Source organism: Bosea sp. Tri-49, from assembly GCF_003952665.1.
Taxonomy (GTDB): Bacteria; Pseudomonadota; Alphaproteobacteria; order Rhizobiales; family Beijerinckiaceae; genus Allobosea.
Genome location: NZ_CP017946.1, coordinates 3,428,960 through 3,446,487, shown reverse-complemented (window position 1 = coordinate 3,446,487; position 17,528 = coordinate 3,428,960). Strand labels below are relative to the sequence as shown.

Genomic DNA, 17,528 nt, shown 5'->3' with positions numbered 1-17,528 from the left:
CTCGCCGGCAACCTTGCATGAAGGACGACGCTAGGGAAGGCGCCGCCGCTCGCAGCGAGCGCTTTGCGCTGGTCAGGCCGGCTTTCCGACGCTGCTGCGCGCGATCATCCTGACCGTGGCGATCACCGCGATCCCCGAGATCGCGGTCGCCAGCGAGAACAGCGCGCCATAGCCCAGCGTATCGGCGAGCTTGCCGGCCAGCATCGAGCCGGCGAGGTAGACCAGCAATTGCGCGCAGGCGAGGATGGTGAAGTCGGTTCCCGGCTGGTCCGAGGTCGTCACTGCCATGAACAGCGAATAGAGCGCGACGATCTCCATATAGCGGATCAGGGTCTGGAAGCCGGCGGCGCCGAACAGCGGCCAGGCCCCGACGACGGCGCCCAGCGCATGGCAGGCAAAGAGGAGGAAACAGAGCGTGCGCATGCCGCCGAGCAGGGCCAGCACAAAGGCGATGCCCTGCCGCTTGACCAGCCAGGCGGCGATCGCCGAGCCGGCGAGGCCTGCCGTCGTCGCCGATATCCCGGAGAGATAGCCGATCTGGTTGAGCGGCACGCCGGCATCGACCAGATACGAACCCTCCATCGCCTTCACCAGCCCCTCGCTCGCCCGGTAGATCAGCGCGATCCAGAGGATCTGGCGCGCCTCCGGCCGGCGCAGGAAGGCGCGGATCGAGGGGCGCTTGCCCGCTTCGCTCGGCGTCGGATCGCCCTCGCGCATCATCGCCGCCGCGACGAGCGGCAAGAGCGAGATCGCCGCGATGGTGACCAGCATGCCGGTCCAGCCGATATAATGGTGCAGCACGAGGCCGAGCGTGCCGCCAATCACGACGCCGAAGGCGATCGAGCCGCCCTGGATGGCGTTGCCGATGGCGCGGTCGGCCTCCGGCAGGTATTTCGCGGCATAGCCGTCGGTGGCGATGTCCTGCGTCGAGATCAGCAGCGATGCGACAAAGCCGATCGCGATGATCTTGCCGACATCGAGCGGCCCGACCGCGATCAGCGCGAGCATGCACAGGATCGTGCCGGTCTGGGTGATGAAGACCCAGCCGGCCCGGTGCGCCCGCGCGAACGGCCTTATCCGGTCGATCCAAGGCGCCCAGACGAATTTGATCACCAGCGGCAGGAGCAGGATGCTCATGTAACCGATGGCGGTGCGCGAGACGCCGGCCTCGCGCATGATCGGCGGCAGCGCCGCGACGAAGAGATAGGACGGGATCGCCTGCGCGAGATAAAGCCCGCCGAGCACGGCGAAGAGCCGGTAGCGTGCCGCATTGCTGACCGGCACTGCGCCGACCGTCGCCTCGCTCGCGCTCATGCCGCTCTCCGGTGCTTCAGCAGGAAGGCGCGGGCCGCCACTTCGTCGGTCTCCAGGCTGATCGGAAAGGGCCAGAGCCGGCGGAAGACATCGGCCATCGCCTTGGTCGCGCCCGGGCGCACGATGGCGCAGGCGCCGCAGAGCGTGCCGAACTGCGCCCGCGTCCGCTTGAACCAGAGCGCCTGCTCGCGCTCGCCGGCCTGGGACAGCTTGCCGCCGCCGCCGAAGACGGTCAGCAGCAGGAACGGCTCCTGCCGACGGCCGAGCTCGGCGAGCGCGTCCAGATAGGCGCGCTCGTCATTGTCGGCATAGGGCGGCGCGAAGCGCAGGGTGACGATGCCGTCGGCGTCGCTGTCGAGGCTGACCATGGTCAGAAGGTCTTGCGGAAGCCGAGCGTCACGGTGCGGCCCCAGGCGTAGTTGGCGAGGTTGCGCACCGAGGTCGCGGTCGGGTTCTGGTAAGCCCGGTCGAACAGGTTGTTGACCGCGACATAGGCCTCGCCTTCGAGCACCGGGGCGGTGAAGGCGACGTTCATGGTCGCCGCGCCCTTCAGTCTGTTGCGGGTGCCGCGCAGGTCGGTCGCGACGTCGCGATCGGAGAAGGCCTCGCCCTCGAGCCGGAGCTGCATGCCGTTGGTGAAGCGGTAGCTGCCATAGAGCATGCCGCGATAGGGCGAGCCGATCCGGTTGTTCGGCAGGGCGCTGTCGAGCTTACGGTCGCCATTGGTGTCGTAGCGGCCCTCGCGATAGGACAGCACGCTGCCGAGGGTGAACTGCTCGGTGACGGCGACGTCGCCGGTCGCCTCGACGCCCCAGATCCGCTCCCGCTGCTGTGAGATCGTGTTGCTCGCCTGGTCGAAGGTCACGCCCTTGCTGGAGGTGCTGATGAAGCCGGTCAGCGAGCCCTTGAAGATGCCGTGGCTGCCGCGGATGCCGAGCTCGTAATTGTTGACGATCTGCGCTTCCGGCGCGATCGAGGCATAGCTGACATTGCGCCGGTTGGCCGGCAGGCAGTTCGGGGTCGCGACCGGGCAGGCGAAGGCGGTGGAGATGCCGGCGCGGCGGGTGAAGGCGCCGACATCGGGCAGGGCGAAGCCCTGCGAGAAGCCGCCGAAGATCTCGCTGCTCTCGGAGAGCTTGACCGTCGCGCCGAGATTGCCGGTCCAGGCCTTGTAGTCGAACTTGCCGCCGGTGACGTTGAGCGCCGGCAGCACGAAGCTCTGGAAGCCCTGGGCGTTGTTGGCTGCGACCGCTGCATAGGCGGCTGGGCGGGTATAGTCGCTGACATCAAGCGAGAAGTACTCGTAGCGCAGGCCGCCGCGGAGGGTGATGCGCTCGCCGATCGGTATCTGCAGCTGGCCGAAGGCGGCGCTGGTCGTCTGCTTCAATGGCGTGAACACGTCCTGGCCATTGGTCAGCGTCTGCCAGGTCTTCTCTTGGCTGAGGTCGCCGCCCCAAGTGAACTTTGCGCCGGGCAGAATGCGATCGAGCGGCGTGTCGATCGTCAGGTTCACACCGCCGCGCTGCGAATAGAGCGTGGTCTGGTTGTCCGGGCTCGTCGGCGAAGCCGGGTTGAAGGAGTAGTAGACCTGGCTGTTGTAGGGGTAGGAGAAGGTCGAATAATTGAAGCGCTTCTTGATGTCGTTGTAGTAGCCGAGGAGGCTGAGCTTGCCGAGGGCGAAGTCGCTGTCGCTATAGCGCAGCGAGACCGACTTGGTGTCCTCGATGACGTTCTGCCCGGTATAGAGCTGCGTTCGGTCCGGCCGGGCGAAGGGCGCGGCGTAGTTGGTCAGGTATTTCGGATCCTGGTCGAAGGCGATCAGCGAACCCTGCAGTTCGATGCGCTTGCTGGCGTCTAAATCATAGCCGAGCTTGGCCAGGAGGTTGCCGGCCTTGTAACGGTCGCCGCCACCCTGGCCGAGCAAACCGTCGGACGGCAGTTCGCGGCCGGCGCCATCATAGGTGCGGCCGGCGCCGCGGCCGCTGCCGGAGATCAGGTAGTCGAATCCATCGGGAATCTTGCCCGAGACGGTGACCGAGGCTTCCGGCGCCAGCGAGCGGCCGAGAGCCTGGGTGAAGCCGCGCACGGCAGTGTTGATCGTCACCTTCGGCTTGCCGTCCGCCGCCTTCTTGGTGATGAAATTGACCGTGCCGCCGGTCGCGCCGGCACCGTAGAGGCTGGAGGCACCGGCCACCATCTCGATGCGCTCGACCGTGTTGAGATCGATCAGCGCGAGGATGCGCGAGACGTCGCGCAGCGGCGTGTTCATCGGCACACCGTCGATCAGCACGAGCAGGTCGCGGCCGCGATAATTCTCCGAGGCGCTCGACACGGTCTGCGTCGACATCGAGTAACCAGGCACCAGCTTGCCGAGTGCGGCCGCGGCGTTCGGGCTGAATTTCAGCTGCTCCTCGATCTGCGCCCGGTCGAGCACCTGGATCGATTGCGGCGTCTCGGCCGTGCTGCGCTCGGCGCGCGCCGCCGTGACGGTGATCGTGTCGAGGTCGATCACATTGGACTGCGACGACTGGGACTGGGGCGACTGCGCGATCGCCGCCGAGGCGCAAAGCAGAGCCGGCAGGCTGATGGCGAGGGAAGCGCGCTTGCTCATGAAGACACCTGTCGTCGTCGGTCCGGATCGGCGCCTGTGCGCGAGAGTATCGCTCGCGTTCGCTCGATCTGAAGTTGTGGCGCCGTTTCGATCTTAGTTTAGAACTAGAATAAACTAGTTTTATTCATTGATCTCTGCGGCGAATGGATCGCTTTGCGTTGTGTTCTTGTGATCTCTAAAGTTATATCTAAAGCATCATCTTGGACATGCGCGAACGCGCTATGGGACAAAAGCGAACTCCAATGCGGGACGAAGCGCCTGTGGCCGCGATGTCACGGTCTGTGAGCGCCGCGGCAATCGAGGCCGAGACCTTCGCGCCATTCTGGCTGGTCTCGGGCGAGGCCGCGTCCGACGAGATCCGGACGATGGCGCACAAGATTCTCGGGCGTGTGCCCGATGGCGAAGACATTCGCGCCGATGCCGCGCTGCCCTTCGCCGCTCGCAGTGCGCTGACGACGCGGCCTGATATCGGGCTGATGTCCTGCTTTGCTCCGGCGACGCCGTGGACTTGGCCGGCGCGCCGGGACGGGCAGGAGCCGCGCTATATTCTCGTGCGCCCCTCCGATGGCCGCTGCGTGATCGAGCAGGCGGGCCGCCGCATTTCGCTGCGGGCCCGAGATGCTGCGGTCGTCGATCTCGCGCAGGAGACGCGCTTCACTTTGGTCGAGCTTGGCCGCATCGACCTGATCGCGCTCGACCCGGCGCGGCTGCCGCCGCTGGCGCAGCTTGCCCCTGACGAACTGATGCAAGCGATCCCGCGCGGCAACCGCGGCCTGCAAGTGCTGGCGCATTACGGCGCTCTGCTCTTGCGCGGCCTGTTCCCGCTCAATTCGGCGCCGCTGCGCGATCTCGCCATTGGCCATGTCCACGACCTGATCGGCGTGATGCTGGCCGACCGCAGCGCGCCGCCGGTGACCGCCACGCCCCGGCGCGGCGGCCGGCTCGCCCCGATCAAGGCCGATATCGAGACCAGGCTGGAGCGGCGCGAGCTCTCGATCGACATGATCGCTGGGCTCTACGGCGTGACCCCGCGCGCCATCCAGAAGGCCTTCGGCGCGGAAGGGCGCACCTTCTCCGATTATGTGATGGAGCGTCGGCTCGAACGGGCCTGGCTCAAGCTGATGTCGGCCGAGGACGACGCGATCTCGATCAGCAGCGTCGCCTTCGAGGTCGGCTTCGGCGACCTCTCCTATTTCAACCGCAGCTTCCGCAAGCGCTTTGGCCGTTCGCCCTCGCAGGTGCGGGCCGGCTGACGCCTGCTATTTGGGCGAGACCGGCGCATTCTCGGCAAAGGCGGGAATGGCGCGGCAATGGCCGGCGATCTCGGCGATAACAGGCCATTGCGCCACATCGAGTCCGATGCGGGTGGCGCCGACCGTCTGCGGGAACAGCACGATGTCGGCGATGGACGGCCGGTCGCCGACGACGAAGCGGCCGGTGCGCCGCCGCGCGATCAGCGCTTCGACGGCGCTGAGCCCCTCGCTGACCCAGTGCCGGTTCCAGCTCGCGACCTCCTCGGGCCCGACGCCGGGAAGACTCCTGAGACGGGCGCCGACGCGCGGCGGCAGCAGCGCGTGGATCTCGGCTGCGATGGCGAGAGCGACCGAGCGCGCGAAGGCCCGCTGCTCCGGCTCCGCAGGCAGCAGCGGCGGCTCCGGAGCGATCTGGTCGAGATAGTCGATGATCGCCAATGACTGTGTGATCAGCCAGCCACTATCGGTGAGCAGTGCGGGCACCAGCCCTTGCGGATTGAGTGCGCGATACTCCGGACTTCGGCTGGCTGCGTCGTCGCCGAAGATGGTGACGAGCTCTTCCTCCACCTTGAGACCCTTCAGGGCAAGCGCGATGCGCACCCGTGCGGTCGCGGACGAGACTTTGTTGAGATAGAGCTTCATGCTGTCCTCCCGTTGTTTTTTCTGGCGAATTGCGGCGGTCAGCCGAAGGTGAAGGCGTAGGCGCGCACGCCGGGATCGAGGAACTCGATGCTGAAGTCGCGGGGCTTCACCGGTCCGTCCTGCCGGACGAGCTGGTAGAGCCGCTCGTCGCTGATCGTGCCGTAGCCGTCGGCGTCGATGTCGGCGCCATGGGCACTGCCGGGCGCGGCCCCGTCGATCGTGACGCGGAAGCGGACGGGCGGGCTGCCGGGCAGGCGGCCCATGACCAGATGCAGGTCGCGGGCATGGAAGCGATGGTTGATCCGCCCGCCTGCCTGCTGCGACGTGGCGAACTCGCCGGCGACCGTCCAGGCGCCCGACAGGCTCCACTGGTTGAGGCGCGGGGAGGTGGCGGCTGCATAGGTAGCGGGCGCATCGGCCCGGATTCCGCCCGGCGAGGCGAAGCCATTGCTGCGGGCATGGCCGAGATAGGTCTCGGGCGAGCGCAGATTGGCGAAGTCGGGCGCCCCTTGCGCGCCTTCGCCCGAGACCTTGGCGATGCCGGGCTCGACCTTGCCGCCGGCCTCGGCGAGCAGCGATTGGATCAGCCGCTCGGAGGCGGCATAGTCGCCCTCGCCGAACTCGTGGTGGCGGGTGCGGCCCTGTGCGTCGATGAAGTAGCGCGCCGGCCAGGCCTGGTTGCTGAAGGCGCGCCAGACCGCATAATCGTTGTCGATCGCGACCGGATAGGTCACGCCGAGCGCGGTGACGGCCTTGCGCACATTGGCCGGGTCCTTCTCGAAGGCGAATTCCGGCGTGTGCACGCCGACCACGACAAGGCCGCGGTCTTTGTACTTCTCGGCCCAGGCCCGGACATAAGGCAGCGTGCGCAGGCAGTTGATACAGGAATAGGTCCAGAAATTCACCAGCACGACCTTGCCGCGCACGCTCTCGACGGTGAGCGGCTCGCGGTCGAGCCATTGCTTTGCGACGAACAGCGGCTTTGCGGCAGGCTGCGCCTGCGCGGTCGTGACGAGGCCGGGCATGCTCGGCGAAGCCAGGTCGATCAGTCGCTGCTCGATCGCGGCGGTGGTCGGCGCCGACAGTCGGGTAAGGACGCTGGTGTCGAAGCCGAAGGCGATCGCGATCGTGCTCGCGACCACCGCGACACCGAGGCCGCGCCTGACGGGTTCGAGCAGGGCGGCGGGACGCCGGGCGCCCCTGAGCAGCCGGTTGCCCAGGAGCAGCACGGCGGCCAGCGCCGTTGCCGCGCCGGCGGCATAGGCGAAGAGCAGGAGCGCGGTAGTCAGGCTCGGCCCGCCGAGAACGGCCCCAGCCAGGATCAGGCCGAGCACCGGCCCGGCGCAGGGCGTCCACAAAAGGCCGGTGGCGACGCCGAGCAAAGCGGACGATGCCGGCCGCAGATCGGTGCGGCCATCCGCTCCCGCCACGCGCGTCAGCTTCTCGCCGAGCGCGGTCAATGGCCCGGCGAGGCGTGTCGCCAAAGCTGGGAACAACAGGGCCAGCCCGAACAGGGCGGCGAAGCCGAGTGCGATGCTGCGGCCATGGCTGTTGAGCGCAATCGCCCAGCTGCCGGCGACGGCGGCGAGGCTCGCCACGCCTGCGAACGCCAGCGCCATGCCGAGCAGCATCGGCAAGGTGCTGCTGCGGAAGGGCTGGCCGGCGCGCGTCAGGACGAAGGGCAGGACCGGCAGGATGCAGGGGCTGGCGATGGTCAGGACGCCGGCGAGATAGGCCAGAACGAAGTTCATCGAAGCGTCTCCTCGGGGGCGTCAGGAGCGGGCTGCGCCGCGCCGTGGCGGCGGGTTCGATGACACGACCGGGACGGAGCCGTAGCTGCGTGGGCCGGTGAAGGCGCTGCAGGCCATGGCGAAGCTCGTAGCCGCCGCCAGCATCGCCGCCAGCAACAGGCGACGCGGGGCGGGAATGGCCTCGGGCTGGGCTTGTGCGAGCGCCTTGGCGGCCGGTTGAGTGCGGATCACGGCAAGCTCCATCATTTATATGCCAAGCGATTAGATCGCTCGACAAATAACCGGGCGCGAAGCGTTGATCAATCGCTTGAAAATAAATCGCGCATCAAATATCTGTGAGCGATCCTTTGCCGGAGGCGGATGCGATGGGCGATTCAGGGCAGGCGGCTCAGCAGGCCGGCGCCGACAGGCTGCCGGGGCTCGACGAGTTCCTCTGCTTTGCGGTCTATTCGACCAATCTCGCCTTCAACCGCGTCTACAAGCCGCTGCTCGATGAGCTCGGGATCACCTATCCGCAATATATCGCGCTGGTCGCGCTCTATGAGGAGGCGGACCAGACCGTCGGCCAACTCGGCGAGAAACTTTTCCTCGATTCGAGCACGCTGACGCCGCTGCTGAAGCGCTTGGAGGCGATGGGCGCGGTGACACGCCAGCGCGACCCGCAGGACGAGCGGCAGGTCCGCATCAATCTGACGGCGCAGGGCCGCGCTCTGCGCGAGCGGGGCAGGGCGGTCCGGGTCAGCATGCAGCGCGCTACCGGCCTCGCTCCCGAGGAGCAGCGCCACCTCCGCGAGGAGATGGTGCGTCTGCGCGGCAATCTCATCGCAGCCGAGCACACTGACTAAGCGCTGCGCGAAACCGCATCCTAGCCGGATGAGTTTCCTGTGCGGCAGGCGGCACGGGACCTGCTAAAGCAGCCAGCATCGTGATCTTGCGCATCGATCCTCTTGCCTATCTGAAGGCCGCTGGTCTGGTCGCCGTGGCGACGGTGCCTGCCGTCATCCTGGTCGTGCTGACGCCGCTGGAAAGCGTCTCGGCGATCTACATGCTGCCGGGATTGGTTGCGGCGGTCTGGTACGGCACCGGCCCCGCTGTCGCGGCCGCCCTGCTCGGCGCGGTGATGACCTCGCTGTTTTACCCACCGCTCTTCAGCGTCATGGTGGTGCGACCCTCGCAGATCGTCGACCTCGTCATCTCGCTGATCGTCGCCCTGACGATCGGGCGACTTGCCGGGCAGCTGCGCGCCCAGATGCTGCGGGTGCGCGAGGACGAGCGGCGCGTGCGCCAGCTCTACGACCTTAGCAGCGAGATCGCCGGGGCAGCCGATGTCGCTGCGATCTACAACATCGTCGCCGCCCATATGGCTGATGCCTTCGAGCGCGAGGTCGTGTTGTTTGCCGCAAGCGAAGGTCAGGGCTGGCACGCGATCCGCCGATCGGCCGCGGCCGTGCCCGCAACTGCGCTGATCGAAGCGGCGCGCCAGTTCGCCGAGGGTCGCGGCCGCCCTGACAGTCCCGATGTCTCGGTCGCCGATCTACCGGCGGGCGGGCGTTGGCTGCTCTGCAGGCTGGGCCGGCCGGGTCCGCTCCAGGCGGTCCTGGCAGTCGCGATGGGCAGCGACAGTCATGATCTGAGCGGTGAGATCGTCGCCAGCGCCCGCTCCATCCTGGAGGAGGGAGCACGCTCGCTGGAACGGCTGGGGCTGACACGCGCGCTCGAGGAGCGGCAGCTGCGCCAACGCACCGACGCGCTGCGCGACATCCTCATGGAATCGGTCTCGCACGAATTGCGCACGCCGCTGGCGAGCATTCTCGGCTCTGCCAGCGTGCTGTCGACGGCGCCGGCGATCTCGTCCGAGCCGCGCCTGTCCGATCTGTCGAAAGCCATCGCCTCGGAAGCTGGCCGCCTCGACCGGCGCATCCAGAACCTGCTCGACGTTACCCGTATTCGCGCCGGTGCCTTGCAGCCGCGCTTCGACGAGGTGGACCCGGCTGATATCGTCAACGGCGCGCTGGACAGTACCGCTGAGCGGCTTGCCGGTCGCAAGGTTACGCTGGCGCTGGCGCGCGATCTCCCCTTTGTCCGGGTCGATCCGGTGCTCGTCGAGCAGGCGCTGATCAACATCCTGGAGAACGCCGCCAAGTTCGCGCCGGGCGACGCACCAATCACCATCAGTGCCAGCGAGCGCGACGGAAGGCTGATCATCGCGGTCCAGGACGAGGGTCCCGGGCTCGACCAGCATGAGGCGCAGCAGATCTTCGAGCGCTTCCATCGCGGCGAGCGTCATGCCGATATTGCGGGCGGAAGCGGTCTGGGGCTCGCCATCGCGAAGACTTTCGTCGAGGCGAATGGCGGCAGCATCGAGCCGCTGAGTGAGGGACCGGGTAAAGGCACGACGATGCGGCTGTGGCTGCCGCTTGCAGTGTTGCGAGCAGGAGAACCGGACGATGACTGAACCGAGGCAGCAAGCTGGCCCGCTCGTGCTCGTGATCGATGACGAGCCGCAGATTCGGCGCTTCCTGAGGACGGGCTTCGAGATGCAGGGCTTCCGTATCGCCGAGGCCGAGACCGCCAGGCAGGCGCTCGAGCTCGCGGTAATGCGCCGGCCCGATCTCGTTGTACTCGATCTCGGCCTGCCCGATGCGGACGGCGCCTCGGTACTCGAAGCATTGCGCGGCTGGTTCCCCGGCCCGGTCATCGTGCTCTCGGTCCGCAGCTCGGAGGAAGAGAAGGTCTCGCTGCTCGAAAAGGGCGCCGATGACTATGTGGTGAAGCCTTTCGGCATGGCCGAGCTGCTCGCCCGGGCGCGCGTGGTCCTCAGGCGCGTCGCCCAGCCTGGCGCTGCCGAGCCGGTGCTGCGCGTCGGCAAGCTCATGCTCGATTTCGCCCAACGCATGGTCAGCCTGGACGGCGTCCCGGTCGTCCTGTCGCCAAAGCAGTTCGCCCTGCTGCGGGTGCTCGGCATTCACCACGGCAAGGTCCTCACCCATCGCCAGCTGATGAAGGAACTCTGGCCGCAGGATCCGGACGAGGACGTGCAGTATCTGCGCATCCTGATGAAGAAGCTGCGCGACAAGATCGAGCCCGATCCGGCGCGACCGGCCTATCTGGTGACCGAACTTTCCGTAGGCTACCGGCTTCGCACGCAGGAACAGCTCGACGCCGCCGGCTATGCCGAGGCTATGCGATAGCTCAGTTCCAGACATGGAACGGCTAAGCGCGTAACTGCTAGCGACGAGGTCCGAGAAGCGCGCGGGGACGCGCCCGGAACCGGGAGCAGAAGCAATGGTGGGCCTGAAGGGCGTCCGGCTGCGCTGCCGCGCGGCGCAGCGCGACGCCGGGGAATCCTGAATGTTCAAGCTTTGGTTGGCGCTCGCCGCGGTCGGCGGGATGGCAGCGGCGGTCTGGATCGCCTGGACCTTCTGTCGTCCGCTCATGCCCTTGGCGCGCGCGATTGATAAACTTGGCAGCTCCCTTGGCGTGATCGCGAGCTGGCTCGTTCTGCTCGCCTGCCTGATCAGCGCCGGCAACGCCACGATCCGCTATCTCTTCTCCTCCAGCTCGAACGCCTGGCTCGAGCTGCAATGGTACATGTTCGCCGGCATGGTGCTCTTGGGCTCGGCCTATACGCTGCGGGTCAACGAGCATGTCCGCGTCGACCTGTTTTACGGGATCGTTTCCGATCGGGCTCGCCACTGGATCGACCTCGTCGGTGGCGCCGTCTTCCTGATGCCGATGTGCCTGGTGATGATCTGGTTCACCTGGCCCTGGTTCGTGCAGTCCTGGACGCTGAACGAGGCCTCCAACAATGCCGGCGGCCTGATCCGCTGGCCGGTGATTCTGCTCCTGCCGGTCGGCTTCACGCTGATCCTGCTGCAGGGCATCTCCGAGATGATCAAGCGTGCGGCGGCGCTGCGCGGCTTCCACCAGCACGAATACGCGTACGAGAAGCCGCTGCAATGATCGATGCCATCCGCGCCAATCTCGGCCCCATGATGTTTGGGGGCCTGATCGTCTTCCTGCTGATCGGCTATCCGGCCGCCTTCTCGCTCGCGGCGGTCGGGCTGTTCTTCAGCTTCATCGCGATCGAGATGGGGGTGATCGCGCCCCAATACATGGGCAATCTCACCTTCCAGCTTTACGCGATCATCTCGAACGACCTTTTGCTCTCCATCCCGTTCTTCACCTTCATGGGGGCGGTGCTGGAGCGCTGCGGCCTCGCCGAGGATCTGCTCGATTCGATCGGCCAGCTTTTCGGCAGCGTCCGCGGCGGGCTCTCCTATGCCGTGATCTTCGTCGGCGCGATCCTGGGTGCGATCACGGGCACGGTCGCTGCCTCGGTGATCGCCATGGGCGTGATCTCGCTGCCGGTGATGATGCGCTATGGCTACAACATGCAGCACGCCACCGGCGTCATCGCGGCGTCGGGCACGATCACCCAGCTGATCCCGCCCTCGCTCGTCCTCGTCGTGCTCGCCGACGTGATGGGCAAGTCGGTCGGCGACATGTATGCTGGCGCGATCGGCCCCAGCATCGTTCAGGTCGTGCTGTTCTGCATCTGGGTGGCCATCCTCAGCGTCATCAAGCCGGCGCATATCCCGGCGCTGCCGCCCGAGGCGCGCACGCTCAAGGGCTGGGCGCTCGCAATCAAATGCGTTCGTGGCATCGTTCCCTCGGCGGCGCTGATCTTCCTCGTCCTCGGCACGATCTTCATGGGCCTCGCCACGCCGACGGAAGCGGGCGCCATGGGCGCGGTCGGCGCACTCGCGCTGGCTGCGATGTATCGCACGCTGACCTGGAAGCTGACCTACCAGGCGATGTCCTCGACCATGCGCATCACCGCCATGGTGACGATGATCCTGATCGGCGCGCGCGTCTTCAGCCTGGTCTTCCAGGGCGTCGGCGGCGGGCTCTGGATCGAGCACATGCTGACCGGGCTGCCCGGCGGTCAGGTCGGCTTCCTGGCCTTCACCATGGTGTTCGTCTTCTTCATCGCCTTCTTCCTCGACTTCTTCGAGATCGCCTTCATCATCATCCCGCTGCTGACGCCGGCGGCAGCGAAGCTCGACATCAACCTGATCTGGTTCGGCCTCTTGATCTGCGCCAACATCCAGACCTCGTTCATGCATCCGCCCTTCGGCTTCGCGCTGTTCTATCTGCGTGGCATCGCGCCGCCGACGGTGAAGAGCCGCGACATCTATCTCGGCTCGATCCCGTGGATCGTGCTGCAGCTCATCCTGGTCGCGCTGATGATCGCCTTCCCGGAGATGGTGACCTACTGGCTCGACAAGCCGAGGGCGATCGATCCGGCTGCGATCGAGCGCCAGTTCCAGAGCCTGCCCGGGCTGGACGGACTCAACCTGCCTGCACCGGGGCTGAACTGACGCATTGGATCGCCGTGTGTCGCATAGGACGCACGGCGATCTATCTCCTTGTCAAAGCATAGGCGCCGGCCGATCCAGGATCAGGCCGCGACCGCCGCTAGCCCGAGCGCCGGCTGGATCTCGGCCAGGATTTCGTAGGAGCGCTTGCGCGCGGCGTGGTCGAAGATGGCGGAGGCGACGATCAGCTCGTCGGCCTTCGTCTTCTCGATGAAGGCCTGCAGCTGCGTCCGCACGCTCTCGCGCGAGCCGACGAAGGAGCAGGCCAGCATCCGCTGGGCCTGCACCTTCTCCGGGCCGGACCAGTAATCCTCGATGTCGTCGATCGGCCTCGGCAACAGGCCGCGTCGGCCACGTAGCATATCGGCGAAGCGCTGTTGCACCGAAGTGAAGAGGTGCTGCGCTTCGGCATCGGTCTCGGCGGCGATGACGTTGCAACCGACCATGGCATAAGCCTTGTCGAGCTGCGCCGAGGGCTGGAAGCGCTCGCGATAAACGGCGAGGGCGTCCATCAGCGCGTCCGGCGAGAAATGCGAGGCGAAGGCATAGGGCAGGCCGAGCACGGCGGCGAGCTGCGAGCCGAACAGGCTGGAGCCGAGGATCCAGAGCGGGACATTGGTATTGGTGCCCGGCACGGACTGGATCACCTGGTCCGGCTGCAGCGGTCCGAGCAGCGCCTGTAGTTCGAGCACGTCCTGCGGGAAGCGCTCGGAGGCGTCGGCCTCGCGTCGTAGTGCTCGCCAGGTGCGCTGATCGGTGCCGGGCGCGCGCCCGAGCCCGAGATCGATGCGGCCGGGATAGAGCGTCTCCAGCGTGCCGAACTGCTCGGCGATCACCAGCGGCGAATGGTTGGGCAGCATGATCCCGCCGGCGCCGACGCGGATCGTCCTGGTGCCCTCGGCGACATAGCCGATCGCGACCGACGTCGCCGCGCTGGCAATGCCGGTCATGTTGTGATGCTCGGCCAGCCAGAAGCGGGTGTAGCCGAGCCTTTCGGCATGTTGGGCGAGATCACGGCTGTTATGGAGGGCGTTTGCTGCGGTCGAACCTTCGGCGATGAAGGCGAGGTCGAGAATGGAGAGCGGGAACATATGGGACTTCCCTTGCATCGCGCCGGCTCGCGGCCGGGCTTCGCGGGGAAAGATCGGCAGCCTTCCGGCGGCTCGCAAGGCCGCTTCACGCATGCGCGACCGGCATTTCGCGCCGCAATCCGCTTGCGAAACGCTACGAAAATCGCTAGGTCAGCCTCGTCCGAAGGGCCGTGATCGATCACAGCCGGGGGCGGCCGGTCGGCTTGCTCCCGTTTCGTGTTTGGAAAACGGCCTGTCGGATGCGGATCGGCCCCTGCGGCGAGGCGCCGCCGTCCTGAGGGACGGCAAGCTCCGTGAGCGGAGCACCGCGCGGATCGATCCGGTGTGCAACACCAACCCAATCGGCGCCATGCCGGACATCCGCGGGATACGCGGCCGGCGTTCAGGAGCATTTATGTCAGCTGTCGAAAGCTATCACGCGGGTCGCGAGGATTTCGCCGCCCTGCTCGAGGAATCGTTCACCCGTAACGAGGCCCTCGAAGGTACCGTCATCAAGGGCAAGGTCGTTGCCATTGAGAAGGACATGGCGATCATCGACGTCGGTCTGAAGACCGAAGGTCGCGTCGCGCTCAAGGAATTCACCGGCCCGGGCCGGGATGAGGAGCTCAAGGTCGGCGACGAGGTCGAGGTCTATCTCGACCGGATCGAGAACGCGCTCGGCGAAGCCGTCATCTCGCGCGACAAGGCCCGCCGCGAAGAGAGCTGGGTCAAGCTCGAGAAGGCGTTCGAGGCCCGCGAGAAGGTCATGGGCAACATCTTCAACACGGTTAAGGGTGGCTACACCGTCGATCTCGACGGCGCCGTCGCCTTCCTGCCGCGTTCGCAGGTCGACATCCGCCCGATCCGCGACGTCGGCCCGCTGATGGGCCAGCCGCAGCCCTTCGAGATCCTCAAGATGGATCGTCGCCGCGGCAACATCGTCGTCTCGCGTCGTACCGTGCTCGAAGAGACCCGCGCCGAGGCGCGCTCCGAGCTCGTCGCCTCGCTCGAAGAGGGCCAGGTCATCGACGGCGTCGTCAAGAACATCACCGAATACGGTGCGTTCGTTGATCTCGGCGGCATTGACGGCCTGCTGCACGTGACCGACATGGCCTGGCGCCGCGTCAACCATCCGTCCGAGGTCGTGACCATCGGCCAGACGGTCAAGGTCAAGATCATCAAGATCAACCAGGAGACGCACCGCATCTCGCTGGGCATCAAGCAGCTGCTGGCCGATCCGTGGGATGGCATCGCCGCCCGCTACCCGGTCGGTACCCGCCTGAAGGGTCGCGTCACCAACATCACGGACTACGGCGCGTTCGTCGAAGTGGAGCCGGGCATCGAAGGCCTGATCCACGTCTCCGAGATGTCTTGGACCAAGAAGAACGTCCACCCCGGCAAGATCGTCTCGACCTCGCAGGAAGTCGACGTCGCGATCCTCGAGGTCGATCAGGTCAAGCGCCGTATCTCGCTCGGCCTCAAGCAGACCCTCCGCAACCCGTGGGAGGTCTTCGCCGAGCAGCATCCGTCGGGTGCCGTGGTCGAGGGCGAGGTCAAGAACAAGACCGAGTTCGGTCTGTTCCTCGGCCTGGAAGGCGACATCGACGGCATGATCCATCTGTCGGACCTGGACTGGAACCGTCCGGGCGAGCAGGTGATCGAGGAGTACAAGAAGGGCGACATGCTCCAGGCGGTCGTTCTCGATGTCGACGTCGAGAAGGAGCGCATCTCGCTCGGCCTGAAGCAGCTCGGCGGCGATCCCTTCGTGGATGCCGGCGAGTTCAAGAAGGGCCAGGTCGTGACCTGCGAGATCGTCGACGTCAAGGACGGTGGTCTCGACGTCAAGATCGCCGGCACGGACATGACGACCTTCATCAAGCGCGCCGAAATCGCGCGTGATCGTGCCGAGCAGCGCCCCGAGCGCTTCGCGGCCGGCGAGAAGGTCGACGCCCGCGTCATCCTCTTCGACAAGAAGGCCCGCAAGATCCAGGTCTCGATCAAGGCTCTGGAAATGGCCGAGGAGAAGGAGGCGATGGCCCAGTACGGCTCCGCCGACTCCGGCGCCTCGCTCGGCGACATCCTCGGCGCGGCCCTCAAGAAGGCTGGCACCGACAAGAAGTGATCATCAGGCCGCGTCTTGCGGCCTGACCAATCCATCGGCCCGCGCGGAGAAATCCGCGCGGGCTTTTGTTTCGGCTAATGGAGGCGAGCGTGCAGGACGCGGCGATCGGGATCGATTTCGGCACCACCAACAGCGTGGTCGCGCTCGCACGTCCTGATGGTTCGGTGACGACCCGCAGCTTCGCCACGAAGCAGGGCGCCGTCGACGCCTATCGCTCGGCCCTGATGTTCTGGCGCGAGGGCAGGCCGCCCAATTCCCACGTCACCCATGTCAGTGGCCCCGACGCGCTCGACATGGCGCTCGGCATGACGACCGAGCACCGCTTCCTGCAATCGCTGAAGACCTATCTGTCGAGCCGTGCCTTCCAGGAGACGAGGCTGTTCGGCAAGCTCTTCCGGCTGGAAGACCTGATCGCGGTCTTCCTGAAGGACCTCTCCGCCGGCCTCGACGATCTCGGCGAGCGCGCCGTCCTCTCCGGCCGCCCGGTCGTCTTCGCCGGCGATCGCCCTGACGAGGCGTTGGCCCTCTCGCGCCTCTCGGCCGCCTACGGCAAGGCCGGCATGCCGACGGTCGACTTTGCCTATGAGCCGCTCGGCGCCGCGTACTGGTATGCCCGCGAGCTGAAGACGCCGCAGACCATGCTGGTCGCCGATTTCGGCGGCGGCACCAGCGACTTTTCGGTGATGCGTTTCGAACCCGGTGGCGCGGGCCGGTTCCAGGCGATTCCGCTCTCCCATGCCGGCGTCGGCATCGCTGGCGACAGTTTCGACTACCGCATTATCGAGCATGCGGTCTCGCCGCTGCTCGGCAAGGGCTCGGACTATCTGTCCTTCGGCAAGCGCCTGCCGATTCCGGCGCACTACCACGCCGCCTTCGCGCAATGGCATCGGCTCTCGCTGATGAAGAGCCGCGAGACCATGACCGAGCTCAAGGCGCTGATCCGCGATGCGGTCGAGCCTGACAGGCTCGAGGATCTGATGACGGTGATCGAATATGATCTCGGCTACGAGCTCTACCGCGCCGTTTCCGCGACCAAGATTGCGCTCTCCTCGCAGGATGAGGCGCAGCTCAGCTTCGACCAGATGGGCGTGCGTATCGACCGCACGGTGACGCGCACCCTGTTCGAGCGCTGGATCGCCGAGGATGTCGCGGCGATCGAGGGCGCGCTTGACGAGGCGCTGTCAGCCGCCGGGGTCGAGGCGGATCGGATCGAGGCGGTGTTCATGACTGGTGGCACCTCCTATGTCCCGGCGGTGCGCGCCCTGTTCGATCGCCGCTTCAGCCCGCAGCGCATCCATATCGGCGACGCCTTCCGCTCGGTCGCGAGCGGGCTCGCCTTGCTTGCGCTCGACCGGCAGCAGGCGCTCGCCGCCGCCTGAGACCG

At 66.6% G+C, this 17,528-nt stretch carries 15 protein-coding genes; 8 read left to right on the top strand and 7 right to left on the bottom strand.

Annotation, left to right across the window (positions count from 1 at the left end):
- Positions 1-72: 72 nt before the first annotated feature.
- From BLM15_RS16815 to BLM15_RS16805, 3 genes are read right to left on the bottom strand one after another with little or no spacing between them, the layout of a single operon-like run.
- The gene (locus BLM15_RS16815; RefSeq protein ID WP_126113828.1) at positions 73-1,314 is read right to left on the bottom strand and encodes an MFS transporter; all 1,242 of its coding nucleotides are present in this window, start codon (positions 1,312-1,314) and stop codon (positions 73-75) included.
- Positions 1,311-1,682, bottom strand: a complete 372-nt coding sequence (locus tag BLM15_RS16810; RefSeq protein WP_126113827.1) for a hypothetical protein — start codon at positions 1,680-1,682, stop codon at positions 1,311-1,313. The genes BLM15_RS16815 and BLM15_RS16810 overlap by 4 nt, the downstream gene beginning before the upstream one ends.
- Before the next feature lie 2 nt (positions 1,683-1,684).
- Positions 1,685-3,925 carry a TonB-dependent receptor gene (locus BLM15_RS16805; protein ID WP_126113826.1) on the bottom strand — a complete coding sequence of 747 codons (2,241 nt, stop codon included), beginning with the start codon at positions 3,923-3,925 and terminating at the stop codon, positions 1,685-1,687.
- Between the two features lie 269 nt (positions 3,926-4,194).
- On the opposite strand from BLM15_RS16805, the gene BLM15_RS16800 reads away from it, so the two are divergent.
- Positions 4,195-5,178 carry a helix-turn-helix transcriptional regulator gene (locus tag BLM15_RS16800; RefSeq protein ID WP_164547543.1) on the top strand — a complete coding sequence of 328 codons (984 nt, stop codon included), beginning with the start codon at positions 4,195-4,197 and terminating at the stop codon, positions 5,176-5,178.
- Between the two features lie 6 nt (positions 5,179-5,184).
- On the opposite strand, the gene maiA is transcribed toward BLM15_RS16800, so the two are convergent.
- The 3 genes from maiA to BLM15_RS16785 are packed head-to-tail and all read right to left on the bottom strand — an operon-like array spanning position 5,185 to position 7,802.
- Positions 5,185-5,820: a maleylacetoacetate isomerase gene (gene maiA / locus BLM15_RS16795; RefSeq protein ID WP_126113824.1), complete on the bottom strand. Its 636-nt coding sequence runs from the start codon at positions 5,818-5,820 to the stop codon at positions 5,185-5,187.
- Between the two features lie 38 nt (positions 5,821-5,858).
- Positions 5,859-7,571, bottom strand: coding sequence for a cytochrome c biogenesis protein DipZ (locus BLM15_RS16790; RefSeq protein ID WP_126113823.1), 1,713 nt, complete (start codon positions 7,569-7,571; stop codon positions 5,859-5,861).
- A 21-nt stretch (positions 7,572-7,592) separates the two neighbouring features.
- Positions 7,593-7,802: a hypothetical protein gene (locus BLM15_RS16785; RefSeq protein ID WP_126113822.1), complete on the bottom strand. Its 210-nt coding sequence runs from the start codon at positions 7,800-7,802 to the stop codon at positions 7,593-7,595.
- A gap of 134 nt (positions 7,803-7,936) precedes the next feature.
- On the opposite strand from BLM15_RS16785, the gene BLM15_RS16780 reads away from it, so the two are divergent.
- From BLM15_RS16780 to BLM15_RS16760, 5 genes are all read left to right on the top strand, one after another.
- Positions 7,937-8,416, top strand: coding sequence for a MarR family winged helix-turn-helix transcriptional regulator (locus BLM15_RS16780; RefSeq protein ID WP_126116224.1), 480 nt, complete (start codon positions 7,937-7,939; stop codon positions 8,414-8,416).
- A gap of 80 nt (positions 8,417-8,496) precedes the next feature.
- Positions 8,497-10,026, top strand: a complete 1,530-nt coding sequence (locus BLM15_RS16775) for an ATP-binding protein (protein WP_126113821.1) — start codon at positions 8,497-8,499, stop codon at positions 10,024-10,026.
- A complete protein-coding gene (locus BLM15_RS16770) occupies positions 10,019-10,762 on the top strand; it encodes a response regulator (RefSeq protein ID WP_126113820.1) in 744 nt (247 codons plus the stop codon). Before BLM15_RS16775 ends, BLM15_RS16770 begins: the two co-directional genes overlap by 8 nt.
- A 199-nt stretch (positions 10,763-10,961) precedes the next feature.
- On the top strand, positions 10,962-11,534 hold the full coding sequence (locus tag BLM15_RS16765; protein WP_126116223.1) for a TRAP transporter small permease subunit: 573 nt from the start codon (positions 10,962-10,964) through the stop codon (positions 11,532-11,534).
- Entirely contained in the window at positions 11,531-12,955 is a 1,425-nt protein-coding gene (locus tag BLM15_RS16760; RefSeq protein ID WP_126113819.1) for a TRAP transporter large permease, read from the top strand. Before BLM15_RS16765 ends, BLM15_RS16760 begins: the two co-directional genes overlap by 4 nt.
- 80 nt (positions 12,956-13,035) lie before the next feature.
- Here the strand turns inward: BLM15_RS16760 and BLM15_RS16755 are convergent, their stop codons facing one another.
- Positions 13,036-14,043: an LLM class flavin-dependent oxidoreductase gene (locus BLM15_RS16755; protein ID WP_126113818.1), complete on the bottom strand. Its 1,008-nt coding sequence runs from the start codon at positions 14,041-14,043 to the stop codon at positions 13,036-13,038.
- 394 nt (positions 14,044-14,437) lie between these two features.
- Between BLM15_RS16755 and rpsA the strand changes: the two genes are divergently transcribed.
- Complete coding sequence (rpsA, locus tag BLM15_RS16750; protein WP_126113817.1) at positions 14,438-16,144, top strand: 30S ribosomal protein S1; 1,707 nt, start codon at positions 14,438-14,440, stop codon at positions 16,142-16,144.
- 89 nt (positions 16,145-16,233) lie between these two features.
- Entirely contained in the window at positions 16,234-17,523 is a 1,290-nt protein-coding gene (locus BLM15_RS16745; RefSeq protein ID WP_236846329.1) for an Hsp70 family protein, read from the top strand.
- Positions 17,524-17,528: the final 5 nt, after the last annotated feature.

What these genes read in the sequence shown, in the direction of transcription:
- BLM15_RS16800 (WP_164547543.1), top strand. Translation starts at nt 4,195, where the DNA reads ATGTCACGGTCTGTGAGCGCCGCGGCAATCGAGGCCGAGACCTTCGCG.
- BLM15_RS16815 (WP_126113828.1), bottom strand. Translation starts at nt 1,314, where the DNA reads ATGAGCGCGAGCGAGGCGACGGTCGGCGCAGTGCCGGTCAGCAATGCG.
- BLM15_RS16765 (WP_126116223.1), top strand. Translation starts at nt 10,962, where the DNA reads ATGGCAGCGGCGGTCTGGATCGCCTGGACCTTCTGTCGTCCGCTCATG.
- maiA (WP_126113824.1), bottom strand. Translation starts at nt 5,820, where the DNA reads ATGAAGCTCTATCTCAACAAAGTCTCGTCCGCGACCGCACGGGTGCGC.
- BLM15_RS16790 (WP_126113823.1), bottom strand. Translation starts at nt 7,571, where the DNA reads ATGAACTTCGTTCTGGCCTATCTCGCCGGCGTCCTGACCATCGCCAGC.
- BLM15_RS16760 (WP_126113819.1), top strand. Translation starts at nt 11,531, where the DNA reads ATGATCGATGCCATCCGCGCCAATCTCGGCCCCATGATGTTTGGGGGC.
- BLM15_RS16755 (WP_126113818.1), bottom strand. Translation starts at nt 14,043, where the DNA reads ATGTTCCCGCTCTCCATTCTCGACCTCGCCTTCATCGCCGAAGGTTCG.
- BLM15_RS16810 (WP_126113827.1), bottom strand. Translation starts at nt 1,682, where the DNA reads ATGGTCAGCCTCGACAGCGACGCCGACGGCATCGTCACCCTGCGCTTC.
- rpsA (WP_126113817.1), top strand. Translation starts at nt 14,438, where the DNA reads ATGTCAGCTGTCGAAAGCTATCACGCGGGTCGCGAGGATTTCGCCGCC.
- BLM15_RS16805 (WP_126113826.1), bottom strand. Translation starts at nt 3,925, where the DNA reads ATGAGCAAGCGCGCTTCCCTCGCCATCAGCCTGCCGGCTCTGCTTTGC.
- BLM15_RS16770 (WP_126113820.1), top strand. Translation starts at nt 10,019, where the DNA reads ATGACTGAACCGAGGCAGCAAGCTGGCCCGCTCGTGCTCGTGATCGAT.
- BLM15_RS16780 (WP_126116224.1), top strand. Translation starts at nt 7,937, where the DNA reads ATGGGCGATTCAGGGCAGGCGGCTCAGCAGGCCGGCGCCGACAGGCTG.